This is a genomic window from Microbacterium sp. K2 (assembly GCF_051365005.1).
GTDB lineage: Bacteria > Actinomycetota > Actinomycetes > Actinomycetales > Microbacteriaceae > Microbacterium > Microbacterium foliorum_B.
The window spans coordinates 721,880-741,914 of sequence record NZ_JBLWII010000001.1 but is presented as its reverse complement, the minus strand read 5'-3'; the positions used below and the strand labels follow the sequence as shown (position 1 = coordinate 741,914).

Below are 20,035 nucleotides of genomic sequence, written 5' to 3'. Positions count from 1 at the left end.
GGCGCGGTACACTGGGCGAGTCGCGGCTCGCCCGCGGCCGCAATCCGTGTATCTACCGGCCGCCGGCTTTCCGGCGGACAGCGGCGGCACCCGACCCCGCGTCTGCGGACGCGCGAGAGCCCATGACACACGCAACGCCAACCCCTCAGCACCACGCCCCGACGTCGACGCCCGACTCGCCGGGCCTGCTCCGCATCGCGGGCATGCCGTACTTCATCATCGCGTTCATCGCCCGACTGCCGTTCGCGATGATGGTCGTCGGAGTCCTGACCGTCGTCGTGTCGGCGCGCGGCTCGCTCTCGCTCGGCGGACTCACCTCCGCAGCGGTCGGCCTGGGCACGGCGTGCTTCGGGCCTCTGCTGGGCGCCGCCGCAGACCGCTTCGGCCAGCGCGTGGTGCTGCTGATCCTGGCGGTCGCCAACGGGGCGATGCTGGTGCTCTTCACCGTCGTCGTCTACGCGGGTGGAGCCGATGCCCTCGTGCTGATCGCCGCCTTCGGCATCGGCGCGACGGCGCCGCAGGTCGCCCCCATGTCTCGCTCCAGGCTCGTCACGATGATCGCGGACCGGATGCCGGAGGCACTCCGCACGCGCACCGTCTCGGGCACCATGGCGTATGAGTCCGCTGCCGATGAGACCGTGTTCGTGTTCGGACCCTTCATCGTCGGCATCCTCGCGTCGGTCATCGCACCCTGGGCCCCGCTGATCGGCGCGGCTGTGCTCACAGTCGTGTTCGTCGGCGCATTCGCCCTGCATCCGAGCGCGCGCGTCGTGTCCGTGCACCGAGATGAAGACGGAAGAGCCCCGTCGGCGGTGTCGGAGCTCTTCAGCCCGCGTCTGCTGATCGTCGTCGTCGGCATCCTCGGAGTGGGGATGTTCTTCGGCACGATGCTCACAGCGCTCACCTCCTTCATGGCCGATCGAGGCGCCCCCGAGCAGGCCGGACTCCTCTACGGCGTCATGGGCGTCGGTTCGGCGATCCTCGCCCTCGGCGTCGCCTGGCTTCCGGTGCGGTTCTCGCTGCGCGCGCGTTGGCTGTTGTTCTCCGGCATCCTGCTCGGAGGCAGCCTGCTGCTGCTCCTCGTCGACTCGCCCGCGATGATGATGGTCGCGCTGGCCATCATGGGCATCGGAATCGGACCCACGCTGGTGACCCAGTACAGCTTCGGTGCCGCGCGCAGCCCGCTCGGACGCTCGGCCACGGTGATGACGATGCTCGGTTCGGGGATCGTCGTCGGTCAGTCCCTCGGCGCGGCGGTGGCAGGAGAGCTCGCCGAGAACGTGGGAACGGGCAGCGCCCTCGTCCTGCCGATCATCGCCGCGGCGATAGCGTTCACTGCAGGGCTTGTCAACTGGAGGCTGAGCGTCGCTCGACCTCGCGTAGCCTGAGGAACACCCCCACTGCATCGTCAGGAGCACTCACCCATGTCAGTCGCAGATTTCGTCGTCGTCGCCAACCGACTTCCCGTCGACCGGGTCGTGGGTCCTGACGGAGACGAGGAATGGCGGACGTCTCCCGGCGGTCTGGTCGCAGCTCTCGAGCCGATGATGCGCAGCGCTCGCGGGGCCTGGGTCGGATGGCCGGGACAGCCCGATCTCGAGCTGGACCGATTCGAGATCAACGGCATCGACCTGATCCCCGTGCCGCTCAGTGCCGAAGAGGTCGCCGACTACTACGAGGGCTTCGCCAACGACACGATCTGGCCGCTGTACCACGACGTCATCGCGCCGCCGCAGTACCACCGTGAGTGGTGGGAGGCATACGTCAAGGTCAACCGCCGGTTCGCAGAGGCCGCTGCCGACGTCGTCGCCCCCGACGGCACGGTCTGGGTGCACGACTATCAGCTGCAGTTGGTGCCGCAGATGATCCGCGAGCTGAGACCAGACGTCACGATCGGCTATTTCCACCACATCCCGTTCCCGGCGCACGGCCTCTACGCCCAGCTGCCCTGGCGGGATCAGGTGCTCAAGGGGCTCCTCGGCGCCGATGTCATCGGATTCCAGCGTGCGCAGGACGCCACGTACTTCCTGACCGCGGTCCGCCGTCGCCTGCGCTACGAGGTCAAGGGGTCGGCAGTGGCGATCCCGACCGACAACGCAAGCACCCGCACTGCGGTCGCCCGGGCGTTCCCGATCTCGATCGACACGGCTCCGTATCTCGAGCTCGCGGCGCGCCCCGAGGTGCGGGCGCGTGCCGCCGAGATCAGGGAGAGCCTCGGCAACCCGAAGAAGATCCTGCTCGGCGTCGACCGGCTCGACTACACGAAGGGCATCCGCCACCGCATCAAGGCGTACGGCGAGCTCCTCGAAGACGGTCGGCTGAGCGTCGACGACGTCACGTTCGTGCAGGTCGCGAGCCCGAGTCGCGAGCGCGTCGATGCCTACGTGCACCTGCGAGACGAGATCGAGCTCGCCGTCGGGCGCATCAACGGCGATCACGACACCATGGGCCACACGGCGATCCGGTATCTGCACCAGGGGTACCCGCGAGAAGAGATGGTCGCGCTGTACCTCGCCGCCGACGTCATGCTCGTGACGGCCCTGCGCGACGGCATGAACCTCGTGGCGAAGGAGTACGTGGCGACTCGAGCCGACAACCGCGGCGTGCTCGTGCTGAGCGAGTTCACGGGCGCCGCCGATGAGTTGCGACAGGCGGTGCGGGTCAACCCGCACGACATCGCCGGGCTGAAGGACGCGATCATGACGGCGGTCGCAATGACGCCGGCCGAGCAGGGCAAGCGGATGCGGTCGCTGCGGCGCCGCGTGCTCGAGAACGACGTGAACGCCTGGTCGTCGTCGTTCCTCCGTGCGCTCGCGGACGTCCGTCGGCGCTGATCCGCCGGGTCATACTGGGAGGACACCGCCTCGATTGGAGACCCTGTGACCCGTAGCTGGACACCCGGAGAATCAGACCCGGCGCTGAGCGCCATCGCCGCCACGCCCAGGCTGGTCGTCGCACTGGACTTCGACGGCACGGCGTCTCCGCTCGTCCCCGACCCGATGGCGGCCCGGGCGCTGCCCGAGGTCGCGACCCAGGTCGCTCGGCTCGCAGACCTCCCCGACACGGTGGTGGCCTACGTCTCGGGACGCAGCATGCACGACCTGAGGGTCATCACCGAGCACACGGACGATTCGCTGATCGCGCTGGCCGGTTCGCACGGTGCCCAGTACTGGTACCCGGGTGTCGGCGACGCCGCATCCGACGGCGCCGAGTCCGCCGAGGGTTCCCGCGAGGAACTCTGGGAGGCCGCGCGACCGATCATCGATCGCTACGAGGGTGCCGAGCTCGAACCGAAGACCTTCGGCATGGGGGTGCACACGCGCACCGCCACGCCCGAGGTCGAGAAGGCGGTCTTCTCCGAGATCGAGGCCCTGGCGGCCGAGCGATTCCCGCACTGGCGGCGGCGCGCCGGCCATCGCGTGCTGGAGTTCTCGTCCCGGAACGAGGGGAAGGACGCCGCGATGGCCGCCCTTCGCGAGCATTTCGGTGCGACCGCGATCCTCTTCGCCGGCGACGACGTCACGGACGAGGACGCGATGAGGGTGCTCGCCGGCGATGATCTGGGTGTGCGCGTGGGCCCGGGGGAGAGCGCCGCTGAGCTCCGTGTGGAGAACCCACAAGAGATCGCCCTGCTTCTGGAGGCGCTCGCGGACGAGCGCACCTCCCGGCGGGAATAGACTTCCGTCATGTCCTCGCATGATCCCTCCAGCAGCGCGCCCATCGACATCAAGCCCCGCAGCCGCGTCGTCACCGACGGCATCGAGGCGACGACCTCCCGAGGCATGCTCCGTGCCGTCGGCATGGGCGACGCCGACTGGGACAAGCCCCAGATCGGCATCGCGTCCAGCTGGAACGAGATCACGCCCTGCAACCTGAGCCTCGACCGTCTCGCGCAGGGCGCGAAAGAGGGCGTGCACTCGGGCGGCGGCTACCCGCTGCAGTTCGGCACGATCTCGGTGTCGGACGGCATCTCGATGGGCCACGAGGGCATGCACTTCTCGCTGGTGTCGCGCGAGGTCATCGCGGACTCGGTCGAGACCGTGATGATGGCCGAGCGTCTCGACGGATCGGTGCTGCTCGCCGGCTGCGACAAGTCGATCCCCGGCATGCTCATGGCCAGCGCCCGCCTCGACCTCTCGAGTGTCTTCCTCTACGCCGGCTCGATCGCACCCGGGTGGGTCAAGCTGTCGGACGGCACCGAGAAGGACGTCACGATCATCGACTCGTTCGAGGCCGTCGGCGCGTGCCGTGCGGGCCTCATGAGCGAAGAGGACCTCAAGCGCATCGAATGCGCGATCGCTCCCGGTGAAGGCGCCTGTGGAGGCATGTACACGGCGAACACCATGGCCTCGGTCGCCGAGGCGCTCGGTCTGAGCCTTCCCGGCTCGGCCGCACCGCCCGCCGCCGACCGTCGCCGCGACTACTTCGCGCACCGCTCGGGCGAGGCCGTCGTGAACCTGCTCCGTCAGGGCATCACGACCCGCGACATCCTCACCAAGGAGGCGTTCGAGAACGCGATCGCCCTCGCGATGGCCCTCGGCGGCTCGACGAACGTCGTGCTGCATCTGCTCGCCATCGCACGCGAGGCCGAGATCGACCTGAGCCTGCACGACTTCAACCGCATCGGCGACAAGGTGCCGCACGTGGCCGACATGAAGCCGTTCGGCAAGTACGTCATGAACGACGTCGACCGTCACGGCGGCATCCCGGTGATCATGAAGGCGATGCTCGACGAGGGCCTGCTGCACGGCGACGCGCTCACCGTGACGGGCAAGACGCTCGCCGAGAACCTGGCGGACCTCGACCCCCAGCCGATCGACGGCGAGGTCATCCACACGTTCGACAACCCGATCCACGCGACCGGCGGCCTGACGATCCTGCACGGATCGCTCGCCCCCGAAGGCGCGGTCGTCAAGACCGCAGGCTTCGATGCGGCCGTCTTCGAAGGTCCCGCTCGGGTGTTCGAGCGCGAGCGTGCGGCGATGGATGCCGTGGCGAACGGCGAGATCGAGGCCGGCACGGTCATCGTGATCCGCTACGAGGGTCCCAAGGGCGGACCGGGCATGCGCGAGATGCTCGCGATCACGGCGGCCATCAAGGGCGCAGGGCTCGGAAAAGATGTACTACTCTTGACTGACGGACGATTCTCAGGCGGCACAACCGGCCTGTGCATCGGCCACATAGCACCCGAAGCGGTGGACGCAGGTCCTATCGCCTTCGTGCGCGATGGTGATCTGATACGGGTCGATATCGCAGCTCGCTCTCTCGACCTACTCGTCGACGAGGCGGAGCTCGCCTCCCGCCGCTCTGGCTGGGAGCCGCTACCCCCGCGCTATACCCGTGGCGTTCTTGCCAAGTACTCGCGTCTCGTGCGGTCCGCCGCCGAGGGCGCGACGACCGGTTGATCCGCGTCGGCCCCGGCTTCCCGCCTCCGACGTCGCCTACAGACCATCAGAAGGAGTGTCATGACTGCTGACACCGTCTCGGCTGTGCCGAGGCCGCCCGCCCCCAAGACCGCCGCACCGGAGATCTCCGGAGCAGAGGCTGTCGTCCGCACGCTCGAGCTCCTCGGCGTCAAGGACGTCTTCGGCCTCCCCGGCGGCGCGATCCTCCCTGTCTACGACCCGCTCATGGATGCGGCCGAGCTTCGGCACATCCTGGTGCGACACGAGCAGGGAGCTGGCCACGCCGCCGAGGGCTATGCGTCGTCGTCGGGCAAGGTCGGCGTCTGCATCGCGACCTCCGGCCCCGGTGCGACCAACCTCGTGACCGCGATCGCCGACGCCTACATGGACTCGGTGCCGCTGCTCGCGATCACCGGGCAGGTGTTCTCGACGCTGATGGGCACAGACGCATTCCAGGAGGCCGACATCGTCGGCATCACGATGCCGGTGACGAAGCACTCCTTCCTGGTGAAGGACGCATCCGAGATCCCCGGCGCGATCGCGGCGGCGTACGAGATCGCATCGACGGGCCGCCCCGGTCCGGTGCTCGTCGACATCACCAAGGACGCACAGCAGGCCATGGCGCCGTTCGTCTGGCCGCCCAAGTACGACCTGCCGGGATACCGCCCCGTGACGAAGGCGCACGGCAAGCAGATCCAAGCGGCCGCTGCGCTCCTGGCCGAGGCCAAGAAGCCGGTGCTCTACGTCGGCGGCGGTGTGATCCGCGGCCGCGCGTCGGCCGAGCTGCTCGCCCTGGCCGAGACGACCAACGCACCGGTCGTGACGACGCTGATGGCGCGGGGCGCTTTCCCTGACTCGCACCAGCAGCACCTGGGCATGCCCGGCATGCACGGCACCGTTCCAGCGGTGCTGGCGCTGCAGGAGGCCGATCTGATCGTGTCGCTCGGCGCGAGGTTCGACGACCGCGTGACCGGCAAGGCCGCGCTGTTCGCGCCGAACGCCAAGGTCGTGCACGTCGACATCGACCCGGCGGAGATCTCGAAGATCCGCACGGCTGACGTGCCGATCGTGGGCGACGTCCGCGACGTGCTGGTCGATCTCGAGTCCGCGTTCCGCACGGCCGTCAGCACGACGACTCCCGACACCGAGGAGTGGTGGTCGTACCTCGACGGCCTGCGTACCGAGTTCCCTCTCGGATACGCGCCGACGACCGACGGTCTGCTCGCGCCGCAGTACGTGATCCAGCGGATCGGCGAGCTGACCGGCCCTGAGGGCATATACGCCGCAGGCGTCGGACAGCACCAGATGTGGGCTGCGCAGTTCATCAAGTACGAGCGGCCCAACGCGTGGCTGAACTCCGGGGGAGCGGGAACGATGGGCTACTCCGTCCCCGCCGCCATGGGCGCCAAGGTCGCCGAGCCCGACCGCGTCGTGTGGGCGATCGACGGCGACGGATGCTTCCAGATGACGAATCAGGAGCTCGCGACCTGCACGATCAACAACATCCCGATCAAGGTCGCGATCATCAACAACTCCTCGCTGGGCATGGTGCGCCAGTGGCAGACGCTCTTCTACGACGGCCGTCACTCGAACACCGACCTCAACACCGGCCACGGCACTGTGCGCATCCCGGACTTCGTGAAGCTCGCCGAGGCCTACGGCTGCCTCGCGATCCGCGTCGAGAAGGAAGAGGAGGTGGATGCGGCGATCAAGCTCGCTCTCGAGACGAACGACCGCCCCGTCGTGATCGACTTCGTCGTCAGCGCCGACTCCATGGTGTGGCCGATGGTTCCCCAGGGCGTGAGCAACAGCTACGTCCAGTACGCCCGCGAGCACGCGCCCGCATTCGACGAGGAGGACTGACCATGTCGACTCACGTGCTGAGCCTCCTTGTGGAGAACACCCCCGGTCTGCTGACCCGTGTCGCAGGTCTGTTCGCGCGCCGCGGCTTCAACATCGACTCGCTCGCGGTGGGCGTGACCGAGGTGCCCGGCATCTCGCGCATCACCGTCGTCGTCGACCTCGAGGACCTGCCTCTCGAACAGGTGACCAAGCAGCTCAACAAGCTGATCAACGTCATCAAGATCGTGGAGCTCGACTTCCCGACCTCGGTGCAGCGCGAGCACATGCTCGTCAAGGTGCGCACCGACAACGCGAACAGGTCGAACGTCATCGAGGTCGCCAACCTGTTCCGCGCCTCGGTCGTGGACTACGCGTCCGACGCGTTGGTGATCGAGGTCACCGGCGATCGGGGCAAGGTCGATGCCATGCTCCGCGCTCTCGAGCCGTTCGGCATCAAGGAGATCGCGCAGTCGGGTCTCCTCGCCATCGGCCGCGGCGGCAAGAGCATCACCGAGCGCGTCCTGCGCGGCTGATCAGACTTCACACACGTACACGAACACCAATCAAGGAGAAAACCAGTGAGCACCGAGATCTTCTACGACGCAGACGCTGATCTGTCGATCATCCAGGGCAAGAAGGTCGCCATCGTCGGCTACGGCTCGCAGGGTCACGCGCACGCGCAGAACCTTCGCGACTCGGGTGTCGAGGTCGCGATCGCGCTCAAGGAGGGCTCGAAGTCGGCGCCGAAGGCGGAGGAGGCCGGATTCGCGGTCAAGACCGTCGCCGAGGCGACTCAGTGGGCCGACCTCATCATGATCCTGGCGCCGGACCAGCACCAGCGCACGATCTACAGCGAGTCGATCGCCCCGAACCTCACCGAGGGCAAGACGCTCGCCTTCGCGCACGGCTTCAACATCCGCTTCGGCTACATCGACGCTCCGGAGGGCGTCGACGTGATCCTCGTCGCCCCGAAGGCGCCGGGTCACACCGTCCGTCGCGAGTTCGTCGCCGGCCGCGGCATCCCCGACATCATCGCCGTCGAGCGCGATGCATCGGGCAACGCCTGGGCGACCGCGCTGTCGTACGCGAAGGCCATCGGAGGCACGCGTGCCGGCGTCATCAAGACGACCTTCACCGAAGAGACCGAGACCGACCTGTTCGGCGAGCAGGCCGTGCTGTGCGGTGGCGTCAGCCACCTCGTGCAGGCAGGCTTCGAGACGCTCACCGAAGCGGGCTACCAGCCGCAGATCGCCTACTTCGAGGTGCTGCACGAGCTGAAGCTCATCGTCGACCTCATGTGGGAGGGCGGCATCGCCAAGCAGCGCTGGTCGGTCTCCGACACCGCCGAGTACGGCGACTACGTGTCGGGTCCACGCGTCGTGACCCCCGAGGTCAAGGAGTCGATGAAGGCGATCCTCGCCGACATCCAGAGCGGCGCGTTCGCGAAGCGCTTCATCGACGACCAGGACAACGGCGGCGAGGAGTTCCTCGCGCTGCGGGCCAAGGAGGAGACGCACCCCATCGAGGCCACCGGCAAGGAGCTGCGCTCGCTCTTCGCTTGGAAGCAGCAGGACGAAGACTACGTCGACGGCAGCGCCGCGCGCTGACGCTGATCTGACGTACGAACGAAGGGCCCGGTGCGATCCGCACCGGGCCCTTCGCCGTGCCGAGGGAGATCACTCCGCGGCGGGAGCATCCTCCACCACAGCGGGAGCGTCGTCACCGTTCGCCCACACCGGTGCGGGCAGCACGGTATCGACCTGGCCGCCCTGGATCTCACGCAGTGCCGCCTCGATGTCGTCCGCGTTCAGCGGCACGGCGAGCCCGCAGGCGCGAAGCTCGGAGGCGAACTTGAGGGTGAGTCGGCTCTTGCCCGCTTCGACGGCTTCTGCCGTGGTGCCGGTGCGCTTCTCGCTGCCCGTCTGGATATCGGAGACCTCTTCGCACACGTGATAGACCGCACCGCCGTCGACCCAGACGACTTCGTCCTTGCCGAGCAGTTGGATCACCGCTGACTGGTCGGCGGTGTACTTCTCGACGGACGGCGGGTTGAAGTCCACCCCGATCACCGTGGCGAGCAGCGCGAGAACCACGCCGACGATCCCGGCGGTGGTCTTCTGGCCCTTGCTCATGTCCTTGTTGAGGAAGATGAGGATCACCAGGGGAAGGAACGCGACGATCGCGATGATCGCGCCGAGCTGGTTCTGCACGAAGAAACGAACCGTCTCGGACCTGCGCGCAGGGTCGAGACGGTTCGCCTTCTTCCACAGGATCGAGCCGGTGATGGCGAGGGCGGCGATCACGACGAGCAGCACGAGGAGCGTGACGAACGCCCACTGCGGGAACACCACCGTGACGCCCCGGTCTTCGAGCAGGCCGGTGTCCGGATCGCGGACCAGAGCGCCGTCCTCGCCGATGTACTCGCGCTGACGCAAGAGCCAGAAGATCGAGATCGCCTCGCCGATGATCGCGAGGGCCCACAGCACGGCCGCGATCCAGCGGAAGGTGGTCGCCTTCGACTTCGCAGCCGCGGTCGGTTCCCAGCCCGCGGCCGGCTCGTCGACCGGGCCGCTCGCCGCGGTCTGATCGACGTTCTTGTTCTGCTCTGCCACGGTGATCCCTCCCGGCGCGGGCCCCTGCGGCCCAGATGCCCCCGAGCATAGTGGACGTCGTGTCCTACGCTGGGGGCATGACTTCCGATTCCGACGACGCCCTGAGCTGGGACGGTGACGACGGTGTCCCGTCGAAGGCGCCCGCACCGAAGGACTCAGACAGAGCGGTGTCCGCGCCCCGTGGCGAGGCCCCGGATGATGCGGCTCTGCCGGACGGATGGAATGCCGTCGGCCGGGGCAGCGAAGCAGTGGGGCGCGTCGACACCGACGGCACGGTAACGATGCCCGCCGAGCAGGGGGCGTCACATCTGAGCACAGCGATGCTCCTGACACTCGGGGTCGTCGGCGGCGTGTACCTGCTGTACAGCATCGGCTGGGTGGTCGGCGGACTGCGCCTCAAGCCGCTCGCTAATCTGATCGTCGACGATGCCATGTACGTGCCGTGGTTCGTGCTCGCGGTGGCGGCGCCCGCCCTGTGGTTCCTCACGGTGTGGGTGCTCACTCGGGCCAAGGCTGCTTGGATCCGTATCGGGCTGCTCCTGCTCGGAGTGGTGCTGCTCGTGCCGTGGCCCTTCGTCACGGTGGGGGTGATCGGATCATGACCGAGCAGCAGGCGGTCTCTCCCGCGCCCTCCGGTTCTCCTCGCTGGCTGAGCGCGGTCGTGCTCGGGCTCGCGGGGCTCTTCTATGCCTACGCGATCTGGAACGCCGTCGCGCACCTCATCTCGATGGCTCAGAACGGGCTCACCGGAATCGGCTGGGTGACGCTGCTCTTCGGCGTGGTCTTCCCCGCGATCGTGTTCGTCTTCGCGTATGCGATCGGTAGAGGACGCAGTGCCGGCGAGCTGGCGCTGGTTCTGCTGGCCGGCCTCGGCGTCGTAGCGGTGTTCTGGCTGAGTCTGATCGGCTACAGCATCCTCAACATGTCGGATCTCGTGACGGCCGTGGCCTGATCCACGGCGTCACACGGCACGGAGCAGTAGGAGTGCTCGGGTACAGTTGAGGTGATCGCGCCCCCATGGTGTGCGGCGCATCGGCCCCCTGTCGCGCTGCCCCGAAGGATCCCTGTGCCGAAGCCCGTCGTGCTCATCGCCGAAGTTCTCTCTCCCGCCACGATCGAGGCCCTCGGCCCCGACTTCGACGTCCGCAACGTCGACGGCACCGATCGCGAGGCGCTCTTCGCCTCGCTCGCGGAGGCCGATGCAGTGCTGATCCGCTCGGCGACCCACATCGACGAAGAGGCTCTGACGCACGCGCCGAAGCTGAAGGTCGTCGCCCGCGCGGGCGTCGGACTCGACAACGTCGACATCAAGGCGGCCACCGCGGCCGGCGTCATGGTCGTCAACGCTCCGACGTCGAACATCATCTCGGCCGCCGAGCTCACGGTCGGACACATCCTCAGCCTCGCCCGTCGCATCCCCGCGGCCCACGCCTCGCTCGCCGCCGGCCAGTGGAAGCGCAGCTCGTTCACGGGTGCGGAACTCTTCGAGAAGACCGTCGGCATCGTGGGCCTCGGCCGCATCGGCGCTCTGGTCGCCGCCCGCCTCGCCGCGTTCGACATGCGCGTCGTCGCGTACGACCCCTACGTCACCTCGGCTCGTGCGCAGCAGCTCGGCGTGCAGCTCCTCTCGCTCGATGAGCTCGTCGCAGAGGCCGACTTCCTGACGATCCACATGCCCAAGACGCCCGAGACGACCGGCATGATTGGCGCCGAGCAGTTCAAGGCCATGAAGCCGACCGCCTTCGTCGTGAACGTCGCCCGCGGTGGCCTCATCGACGAGGAAGCTCTTCACGCCGCACTGGTCGCCGGTGAGATCGCCGGCGCAGGACTCGATGTCTTCACCTCCGAGCCGCCCGCCGAGGGCGGAACCGCTCGTCCGCTGCTCGACCTCCCCAACGTCGTCGTGACCCCGCACCTGGGTGCCAGCACCGAGGAGGCGCAGGAGAAGGCCGGTGTCTCGGTCGCGCGCTCTGTGCGCCTCGCGCTCGGCGGTGACCTCGTTCCCGACGCGGTCAACGTCGCCGGGGGAGTCATCGACCCGTACGTGCGCCCCGGAATCTCGCTCGTCGAGAAGCTCGGTCAGATCTTCGCGGCCCTCGCCACCTCGCCTCTCACGAGCCTCGACGTCGAGGTGCATGGCGAGCTGAACGACTATGACGTCAGCGTGCTGAAGCTCGCGGCGCTCAAGGGTGTCTTCACGAACATCGTCAGCGAGACTGTCTCGTACGTCAACGCACCGCTGCTCGCCGACCAACGTGGCATCGCGGTTCGCCTGCTCAAGGACGACGTGAGCGACGAGTACCGCAACGTGATCACTCTGAGCGGTGCACTCTCCGATGGCTCGCAGCTCTCGGTGTCCGGCACCCTCACCGGTCCGAAGCAGACAGAGAAGCTGGTCGCCATCAACGACCACGCGATCGAGCTGCCGATCGAGAAGCACCACGTCGTGATGCTCTACACCGACCGCCCCGGCATCGTCGCGGTCTACGGTCAGAAGTTCGGCGAGGCAGGAATCAACATCGCCGGCATGCAGATCTCGCGGCTCGGCGCGGGCGACCAGGCGCTCAGCGTGCTCACCCTGGACTCGCCGGTGTCCGACGAGCTGCTCGACGACGTGCGCGGATCCATCGACGCCGACCTTTTCCGTCAGATCGAGATCACCGAGATCTGATCGGCGGAGAACCGAGCGTCCGAGGGCGGGTGGGACAGCCGAGCGGCTGCCCCACCCGCTCTCTTCGTACCGCGCCTTCTAGGGCGCGGTGGCGCGCAGCACGAGGTCGATCAGGTCAGAGAGCTCGTCGCTTCTGGGCACGAGCCGTTCCGGACCGTGCACATCGAGTGAGTTGTTGAAGTACAGGCCGTCGCTGAGCAGCATGATGAGGTTGAGGCTCGCGGCATCCCGCACATGGGGACGGATCGTGTCCTCCCACCGGTCTCTGTTGCGGCGCAGCGCCTCCGCGGCGGGGGCGGAGCCGCCCTGCGCGAGTCGAGTCGCGGCGATCAGGGCGCGGTCCAGCGCGTCATCCTCCATCACCGAGGTGCGCACGTAGTAGGCGATGGGCCCCTCCGCAGCCGAGGTCATCCGCTCGAGGTCGGTCGTCGTGAGCGTGTCGAGACGTTCGAGCAGGCCGGCTGCGAGGTCGTCCTTCGATCCGAAGTGGTAGAGCAGTCCGCCCTTCGACACACCTGCTGCTTTGGCGGTCGCATCGAGAGTGGCCGCACGTTCGCCCTCTTCGATCACGATCGACTCGAAGGCGTCGAGGACGCGTTCTCGGGCCAGCGGAGGTCGGGGCATCGGGGATCCTCTGTTCGTCTCGCATCACAGTATCGCGGGAGTGTGACGACTCTGTTACTATACCATCTGGACGGTTTAGTAACGGGCCGTCAGATGACTCTGAGAGGTGTTCCATGGTTCGGACTGCGTCGATTCCGACGACGGAGACGAATGCGCCCCGCGTGGGGCCCCGTGGCTGGGCGGCGCTCGTCGTGCTCATGCTGCCGGTGTTGCTGGTGTCGGTCGACAACACGGTGCTGAGCTTCGCGCTCCCCGAGATCTCCATCGCGCTCGCTCCCACCGGGGCCGAACAGCTGTGGATCATCGACGTCTACCCGCTCGTTCTCGCCGGTCTGCTCGTCACGATGGGAACGCTCGGCGATCGCTTCGGACGTCGCCGGATGCTGCTGATCGGCGCGACCGGCTTCGCCGTGGTGTCGGCTCTCGCGGCGTTCGCTCCGACCGCGGGGCTGTTGATCGCGGCCCGCGCGCTGCTCGGATTCTTCGGCGCCATGCTGATGCCCTCGACGCTGTCGCTGCTGCGCTCGATCTTCCAGAACCGTGACCAGCGACGACTCGCGATCGCTGTCTGGGCATCGGCGTTCTCGGCAGGGGCGGCTCTCGGGCCGATCGTCGGCGGTTTCCTGCTGGAGCATTTCGCCTGGGGCTCGGTCTTCCTGATCGCCGTCCCCGTGCTCATCCCGTTGCTCATCGCCGCACCCCTGCTCGTCCCCGAGAGCCGTGACCCGAACCCGGGGCGCGTCGACATCGTGAGCATCGTGCTGTCGATGGCTGCAATGATCCCCGTCGTCTACGCGATCAAGTCGCTGGCCGTGGATGGTCCGAGCCTCACTGCGGGTGCCTGGGCTCTGCTCGGCATCGCGATGGGATACCTGTTCGTGCGTCGTCAGCTGAGCGCAGAGGTTCCCATGCTCGACATGGCGCTCTTCCGGCGAGGGTCCTTCTCCGGGGCGATCCTGGTGAATCTTCTCAGCGTGGTCGCACTCGTGGGCTTCCTCTACTTCGTGTCGCAGCACCTGCAGCTGGTGCTCGGCCTCTCCCCGATGACCGCGGGGGCGGCGCTCGTTCCCGGCATGATCGCCATGATCGTGGCCGGACTGTCGGTGGTGCCCATCTCACGTCGCGTGCGTCCGCACGTGCTGGTCCCGGTTGGCCTCGTCTTCTCGGTGGTCGGCTACCTGCTCGTGGCGTTCACGACTGTCGACCACGGTGTCGCACCGCTCATCATCGCCTTCGTGGTGCTGGGCATCGGCATCGGGGCCGCAGAGACGATCTCGAACGAGCTCATCCTCTCGAGCGCTCCGGCCGAGAAGGCCGGTGCCGCAAGCGCCGTGTCGGAGACGGCGTACGAACTCGGTGCGGTGCTCGGCACAGCCGTGCTCGGCGGTCTCATCACCGCTTTCTACCGCGGCGCGCTCGTGGTCCCCGCCGGGATCCCCGCCGAGGCGGCACACGCGGCGACGGAGACGCTCGCCGGGGCGTACACGGCGGCTCAGGACCTTCCCGAGCAGCTCGGAGATGCGCTGTGGGACGCAGCATCCGCGGCGTTCGGTTCTGGCGTCATGGTGACCTCGCTGATCGGCGCGGGGCTGGTCGTCCTCGCCGGAGTGATCGCGGCCGTCACACTGCGCAAGGCCCCCATGCACTGACCAGTACGCTGGGAGAACCGGCCAGCTCGGCATCCGCCCGAGTGGGGGCCGGTTCATCCCGATGCAAGGAGTGTCATGTCGCGTGTCGTGAAGCTGGCCGTCATCCCCGGTGACGGAATCGGCCCAGAGGTCGTCGCCGAGGCCGAGAAGGTCCTCGACGCTGTCACCGCGTCCAGCGATGTGACTTTCGACAAGACACGCTTCTCACTCGGCGCCGCCCGCTTCCTCGAGACCGGCGACACTCTGACCGATGACGACCTGCAGTCGATCGCCGGTCACGACGCGATCCTGCTCGGTGCCGTCGGCGGCACGCCCGGCGACCCCCGCCTCAAGGATGCGAACATCGAGCGCGGTCTGCTGCTGAAGCTGCGGTTCACGCTGGACCACTACGTCAACCTGCGTCCGTCGAAGCTGTTCGCGGGTGCTGCGGGACCGCTCGCCGATCCGGGCGTGATCGACTTCGTCGTCGTCCGTGAGGGCACCGAGGGTCCGTACGTCGGCAATGGCGGCGCGATCCGCAAGGGCACGCCGCACGAGGTCGCCAATGAGACTTCGGTGAACACGGCTTTCGGCGTCGAGCGCGTGGTCCGGTATGCCTTCGGCCTCGCCGAGCGGCGCAGCAAGAAGGTCACGCTCGTCCACAAGACCAACGTGCTCGTGCACGCCGGCGCCATCTGGCAGCGCATCGTGAACGAGGTCTCCGCCGAGCATCCCGACGTCGCGGTCGACTACCTGCACGTCGACGCGGCGACGATCTTCCTCGTGACCGACCCCTCGCGCTTCGACGTGATCGTCACCGACAACCTGTTCGGCGACATCCTCACCGACCTCGCCGGCGCGGTCACCGGAGGCATCGGCCTGGCCGCCTCGGGCAACATCAACCCCGATGGAGCATTCCCGTCGATGTTCGAGCCGGTGCACGGATCCGCTCCCGACATCGCCGGTCAGCAGAAGGCCGACCCCACCGCGGCCATCCTGTCGGTGGCGCTGCTGCTCGACCACCTCGGGCTCGCCGACGAGGCCGCCCGCGTGAGTGCCGCCGTCGAGTCCGACATCGCCACCCGCACGGGTGCGCGCACCACGACGGAGATCGGCTCCGCGATCGCTGCTCTGCTCTGAACGACAGGCGTAGGCTGAGACGGCGTGAGGATGCGCGCCGCACGAGGAATGGATGACGAGATGACGACCATCGATGCCGAGACCACCGTGGCTCCACTGGAGTTCGCGGTGACCAAGAACCTGGCCGCTGCGACGCCCGGTCGTGTCGCCGAGGTCCACGAGAACCCCGGGTTCGGCGTGGTCTTCACCGACCATATGGTCGACATCTGCTGGTCGGTCAAGGGCGGGTGGCATCGCCCCCGCGTGCAGCCGTACGGCCCGATCCCGCTCGACCCCGCTGCCTCCGTGCTGCACTACGCGCAGGAGATCTTCGAGGGCATCAAGGCCTACCGTCACGCCGACGGGTCGATCCACACCTTCCGCCCCGACCGCAATGCCGCACGGCTTCAGGCCAGCGCACGTCGACTCGCGCTGCCAGAGCTGCCCACCGAGTACTTCATCCAGTCGCTGCGCGAGATCATCGCGGTCGACGGACGCTGGGTGCCGTCCGGCGCCGACCAGAGCCTCTACCTGCGCCCGTTCATGTTCGCCAAAGAGGCCTTCCTGGGCGTCCGCGCCGCTCAGAAGGTCGCGTACTACGTGATCGCGAGCCCCGCGGGGGCCTACTTCAGCGGCGGCGTGAAGCCCGTGCGCATCTGGCTCTCCGAGGACTACGCACGCGCCGGCAAGGGCGGCACGGGCAAGGCCAAGACGGGCGGCAACTACGCGTCGAGCCTGCTCGCCCAGAGCGAGGCATCGTCGAAGGGCTGCGACCAGGTCGTGTTCCTCAATGAGCAGCGCAACGTCGAGGAGCTCGGCGGCATGAACGTCGTCTTCGTCTTCAAGGACGGCCGGGTCGTGACGCCCGAGTCCGACAGCATCCTCGAGGGCATCACCCGTGACTCGCTGCTGCAGCTCGCCGAGGACCGCGGCTACACGGTCGAGAAGCGGCCGATCTCGATCGACGAGTGGCGCGAGGGCGTGGCATCCGGCGACATCGTCGAGGTCTTCGCGTGCGGCACGGCAGCAGTCGTGACGCCGATCGGAGCACTCGTCGGTGAAGGCTTCGATGAGCCGCAGCCGCTCGGCGAGCTCGCCCTGTCGCTCCGCGAAGAACTCACCGACATCCAGTACGGACGTCGTGAAGACAAGCACGGCTGGCTCCTGCGTCTCGACGCCTGATCGTCTCAAGAACTCTCCGAGACCCCGCTGTGCGACCTGCACAGCGGGGTCTCGTCGTCCTGCACTCTGGCTAGGCTGGTGGCATGAAGATCGCCCGATTCAGCCATGACGACGCCATCCTCTTCGGGATCGTCGACGACACCGACCTCGTCGTCCTCGCGGGCGATCCGCTCTTCGCCGGGTACGAGCCCACCGGAGACCGAGTGCCGATCGCAGACGCCGTGATCCTCGCACCGGTGATTCCTCGATCCAAGATCGTGTGCGTCGGCAAGAACTACCACGACCACGCCGTCGAGATGGGGGGAGTGGCCCCGGAAGAGCCGCTGCTGTTCTTCAAGCCCAACACCGCCGTCATCGGCCCCGGTGACGCGATCGTGCGCCCCTCGATCTCGGAGCAGACCGAGTACGAGGGCGAGCTGGCGGTCGTGATCGGCCGGGTCGCCAAGAACGTCAAGGCGGCGGATGCTCTCGACCACGTGCTCGGCTACACGATCGCGAACGACGTCACCGCGCGTGACCTCCAGCGCAAGGACGGCCAGTGGGCTCGCGCGAAGGGCTTCGACACGTTCTGCCCTCTCGGCCCGACCATCAGCACGGAGTTCGATCCGTCGGTGGCGACGATCGAGACCCGCGTCAACGGCGAGGTCCGTCAGAAGGCGCCGCTCACCGACATGATCCACTCCGTCGAGGCGATCATCGAGCACGCATCCGCGGCATTCACACTGCTGCCGGGTGACGTCATCCTGACGGGCACGCCGGCGGGCGTGGGGGAGTTCGTCGCTGGCGACACCGTCGAGGTCGAGATCACGGGTCTGGGTATTCTGCGCAACACCGTGCGCGACGCCGTGCGCGCATCATGACCGCCGTCGCCCTCACGGCGGCACAGCAGGCGGCGGTGCAGCGGAGAACCGTGCTGGTTCTCTCGTCTGGACAGGTGCTCGGCGGAATCGCGTTCGGGGCGACAGTGTCTCTCGGTGCGCTGCTCGCCGCCGACATCTCCGGCAGCGACGCGTTGTCGGGACTCGCGACCGCATCGGTCACGCTCGGTGCCGCGCTGTGCGCGATCCCGCTGGCTCGCCTCGCCGCCAGGGTGGGGCGTCGCCGTGCACTGACACTCGGCAATCTGTTCGCGCTCGTGGGGATCGCGGTCGTGATTCTCGCGGCGTCGCTGCGGGTGTTCCCGCTGCTGCTGGTCGGCATCCTGATGATCGGAGCCGGAAACGCGGGCAATCTGCAGTCGCGATTCGCCGCCACTGATCTCGCCGCGCCGCAGCACCGAGGGCGGGACCTCTCGATCGTCGTGTGGGCGACGACCATCGGCGGAGTCGCGGGCCCTCTGCTGCTCGGACCGGGTGAGATCGTCGGCGCGGCGATCGGCATGCCGCCGCAGACCGGTTCCTACGTCTTCTCCTTCGTCGCTCAATGCGCGGCTCTCATCCTCTACCTCGTGGCGCTGAGGCCCGACCCTCTGCTCGCCGCGCAGCAGCTCGCCTCAGCGGCTGCTGCCGGAGCCACAGGCAAGGTATTCGCAGACAGACCGGTGGTGGCTCGCTATGCGATGTTCGCGGTCGCCGGTTCGCACGTCGTGATGGCATCTGTCATGGCGATGACGCCGGTGCATCTCGCGCACATGGCGCACGGGGCGCACGGGATGGCGCCCACCCCGGCTGACGTCTCGGCTCTCGTCGGCATCACGATCGCCCTGCACGTCGGCGGCATGTACGCACTGTCGCCGCTCTTCGGCATCCTCGCCGACCGATGGGGCCGGCTGCGTGTGGTCCTGCTGGGGCAGGTGCTCCTCGGGGCCGCGCTGGCCTTCGCCGTGTTCGCGAACGATCGGGAGTGGGGCGTGATCGTCGCTCTGATCCTGTTGGGGCTCGGATGGAGCGCGGCGACGGTGGCGGGAGCCGCGCTGCTGACCGAGTCGAGTGCGCCCGAGATCCGCACGCGCAGGCAGGGACGCAGCGACTCGCTGATGAGCCTCTCGGCGGCCGCGGGCGCGGTGCTCGCCGGCGTCGTGCTCTCGAACTTCGACTATGCCGGACTGGGCGTAGCCGCGTCGGTCATCGTCGTCGTCATCGTCGCGCTCTCGCCTCTCGGACGCCCGAAGCGATGAAGGACTGGGCGGGCACGGGCCAGGCATACGCCGACTCGTATGCCTCGCTGTGCGTCGGGACCGCAGGCACACTGCTCGGGATGCTCGGCGCCCCTGCGGGCCGCTCGCTGCTCGACGTCGGTTCCGGAACCGGTCTCCTCGCGGCGTCATTCGTCGATGTCGGTTGGGATGCGACCGGGTGTGAGCCCGAGCCGACGATGCGGGAAGTCGCACTGCAGGAGCACCCGGCGATCCGGGTGCTCGACGGGGCGCTGCCATCGTTGCCGTTCGCGGACGCGGAGTTCGATGCGGTCGTGGCGAACTTCGTGCTGAATCACGTCGCCGACCCCCGGGCTTCGGCCGGCGAGCTCCTCCGCGTCTCTGCCGACCTGGTGGCGGCCACGATCTGGACGAACTCGCCGACCTGGCTCTGGCGAGAGGTGTGCGATCGAGCGGCTCTCGTCCCGTCGGAAGGCGAGCGACTTCCGCCGGAGAAGGACTTCGAGCGAACCGTCGACGGCTTTGCGAGGATGCTCGGCGACGCGGGCTGGAAGAGCCCGCGGGTGTCGGAGATCACCTGGACGTGGTCTGCGGACGCGCCAGCGCTGTGGGCGTCCGCTGAAGGAGGCGTCGGGGGAGCCGGACAGTTCTACCGTGCTCTCGACGACGCCGGTCGGCGTTCGTTCCGCGCGGCCTTCGTGTCCGTGTGCGACGAGCGATCGATCGCCGGGCGCCTGCCGCTCGTGCATTCTGCCGCGATCGCCGTGGCGTCGCACGGCTGAGGCCTCGCCCGCAGCCCGAGTTCCTCGCGGTCCCTCGGCGCCGCGACCGCCTGTGTCGGCGCGGCACCGAGGGCC

At 68.1% G+C, this 20,035-nt stretch carries 18 protein-coding genes; 16 read left to right on the top strand and 2 right to left on the bottom strand.

Annotation, left to right across the window (positions count from 1 at the left end; genetic code table 11):
- The first annotated feature begins 122 nt into the window (after positions 1-122).
- Genes ACLKOY_RS03785 through ilvC form a run of 7 tightly spaced genes read left to right on the top strand, consistent with a single transcriptional unit; the run spans position 123 to position 8,854 of the window.
- Positions 123-1,388, top strand: coding sequence for an MFS transporter (locus ACLKOY_RS03785; protein WP_436452489.1), 1,266 nt, complete (start codon positions 123-125; stop codon positions 1,386-1,388).
- A gap of 36 nt (positions 1,389-1,424) precedes the next feature.
- Positions 1,425-2,834, top strand: a complete 1,410-nt coding sequence (locus ACLKOY_RS03780; RefSeq protein ID WP_436452487.1) for an alpha,alpha-trehalose-phosphate synthase (UDP-forming) — start codon at positions 1,425-1,427, stop codon at positions 2,832-2,834.
- A 45-nt stretch (positions 2,835-2,879) separates the two neighbouring features.
- Entirely contained in the window at positions 2,880-3,677 is a 798-nt protein-coding gene (gene otsB / locus ACLKOY_RS03775) for a trehalose-phosphatase (RefSeq protein ID WP_436452486.1), read from the top strand.
- 9 nt (positions 3,678-3,686) lie between these two features.
- A complete protein-coding gene (gene ilvD, locus ACLKOY_RS03770; protein ID WP_056416979.1) occupies positions 3,687-5,405 on the top strand; it encodes a dihydroxy-acid dehydratase in 1,719 nt (572 codons plus the stop codon).
- 60 nt (positions 5,406-5,465) lie between these two features.
- Complete coding sequence (locus ACLKOY_RS03765) at positions 5,466-7,268, top strand: acetolactate synthase large subunit (RefSeq protein WP_436452483.1); 1,803 nt, start codon at positions 5,466-5,468, stop codon at positions 7,266-7,268.
- A 2-nt stretch (positions 7,269-7,270) separates the two neighbouring features.
- The gene (gene ilvN / locus ACLKOY_RS03760) at positions 7,271-7,780 is read left to right on the top strand and encodes an acetolactate synthase small subunit (RefSeq protein ID WP_042541743.1); all 510 of its coding nucleotides are present in this window, start codon (positions 7,271-7,273) and stop codon (positions 7,778-7,780) included.
- A 45-nt stretch (positions 7,781-7,825) separates the two neighbouring features.
- Positions 7,826-8,854, top strand: a complete 1,029-nt coding sequence (gene ilvC / locus ACLKOY_RS03755; protein ID WP_042541742.1) for a ketol-acid reductoisomerase — start codon at positions 7,826-7,828, stop codon at positions 8,852-8,854.
- Positions 8,855-8,923: 69 nt separating this feature from the next.
- Here ilvC and ACLKOY_RS03750 read toward each other — a convergent pair whose 3' ends face one another.
- A complete protein-coding gene (locus tag ACLKOY_RS03750) occupies positions 8,924-9,859 on the bottom strand; it encodes a hypothetical protein (protein WP_436452481.1) in 936 nt (311 codons plus the stop codon).
- A 77-nt stretch (positions 9,860-9,936) separates the two neighbouring features.
- Between ACLKOY_RS03750 and ACLKOY_RS03745 the strand changes: the two genes are divergently transcribed.
- The 3 genes from ACLKOY_RS03745 to serA all read left to right on the top strand — a co-directional run bounded on the left by ACLKOY_RS03745 (position 9,937) and on the right by serA (position 12,530).
- A complete protein-coding gene (locus ACLKOY_RS03745) occupies positions 9,937-10,461 on the top strand; it encodes a hypothetical protein (RefSeq protein WP_436452479.1) in 525 nt (174 codons plus the stop codon).
- Positions 10,458-10,811 (top strand): hypothetical protein, encoded by a 354-nt coding sequence (locus ACLKOY_RS03740; protein ID WP_436452477.1) that lies wholly within the window; start codon positions 10,458-10,460, stop codon positions 10,809-10,811. The genes ACLKOY_RS03745 and ACLKOY_RS03740 overlap by 4 nt, the downstream gene beginning before the upstream one ends.
- Positions 10,812-10,925: 114 nt before the next feature.
- The gene (gene serA / locus ACLKOY_RS03735) at positions 10,926-12,530 is read left to right on the top strand and encodes a phosphoglycerate dehydrogenase (protein ID WP_363570753.1); all 1,605 of its coding nucleotides are present in this window, start codon (positions 10,926-10,928) and stop codon (positions 12,528-12,530) included.
- A gap of 78 nt (positions 12,531-12,608) precedes the next feature.
- Here serA and ACLKOY_RS03730 read toward each other — a convergent pair whose 3' ends face one another.
- Positions 12,609-13,154, bottom strand: coding sequence for a TetR/AcrR family transcriptional regulator (locus tag ACLKOY_RS03730; RefSeq protein WP_436452475.1), 546 nt, complete (start codon positions 13,152-13,154; stop codon positions 12,609-12,611).
- Positions 13,155-13,267: 113 nt separating this feature from the next.
- On the opposite strand from ACLKOY_RS03730, the gene ACLKOY_RS03725 reads away from it, so the two are divergent.
- From ACLKOY_RS03725 to ACLKOY_RS03700, 6 genes are all read left to right on the top strand, one after another.
- A complete protein-coding gene (locus ACLKOY_RS03725; RefSeq protein ID WP_436452474.1) occupies positions 13,268-14,803 on the top strand; it encodes an MFS transporter in 1,536 nt (511 codons plus the stop codon).
- Positions 14,804-14,878: 75 nt separating this feature from the next.
- A complete protein-coding gene (locus ACLKOY_RS03720; RefSeq protein WP_436452473.1) occupies positions 14,879-15,922 on the top strand; it encodes a 3-isopropylmalate dehydrogenase in 1,044 nt (347 codons plus the stop codon).
- Positions 15,923-15,982: 60 nt separating this feature from the next.
- Positions 15,983-17,083, top strand: a complete 1,101-nt coding sequence (locus tag ACLKOY_RS03715; RefSeq protein WP_290161213.1) for a branched-chain amino acid aminotransferase — start codon at positions 15,983-15,985, stop codon at positions 17,081-17,083.
- A gap of 83 nt (positions 17,084-17,166) precedes the next feature.
- The gene (locus tag ACLKOY_RS03710; protein WP_436452472.1) at positions 17,167-17,943 is read left to right on the top strand and encodes a fumarylacetoacetate hydrolase family protein; all 777 of its coding nucleotides are present in this window, start codon (positions 17,167-17,169) and stop codon (positions 17,941-17,943) included.
- Positions 17,940-19,199 (top strand): MFS transporter, encoded by a 1,260-nt coding sequence (locus ACLKOY_RS03705; protein WP_436452471.1) that lies wholly within the window; start codon positions 17,940-17,942, stop codon positions 19,197-19,199. Before ACLKOY_RS03710 ends, ACLKOY_RS03705 begins: the two co-directional genes overlap by 4 nt.
- The gene (locus tag ACLKOY_RS03700) at positions 19,196-19,960 is read left to right on the top strand and encodes a class I SAM-dependent methyltransferase (RefSeq protein WP_436452470.1); all 765 of its coding nucleotides are present in this window, start codon (positions 19,196-19,198) and stop codon (positions 19,958-19,960) included. The genes ACLKOY_RS03705 and ACLKOY_RS03700 overlap by 4 nt, the downstream gene beginning before the upstream one ends.
- The last annotated feature ends 75 nt before the right edge of the window (positions 19,961-20,035 follow it).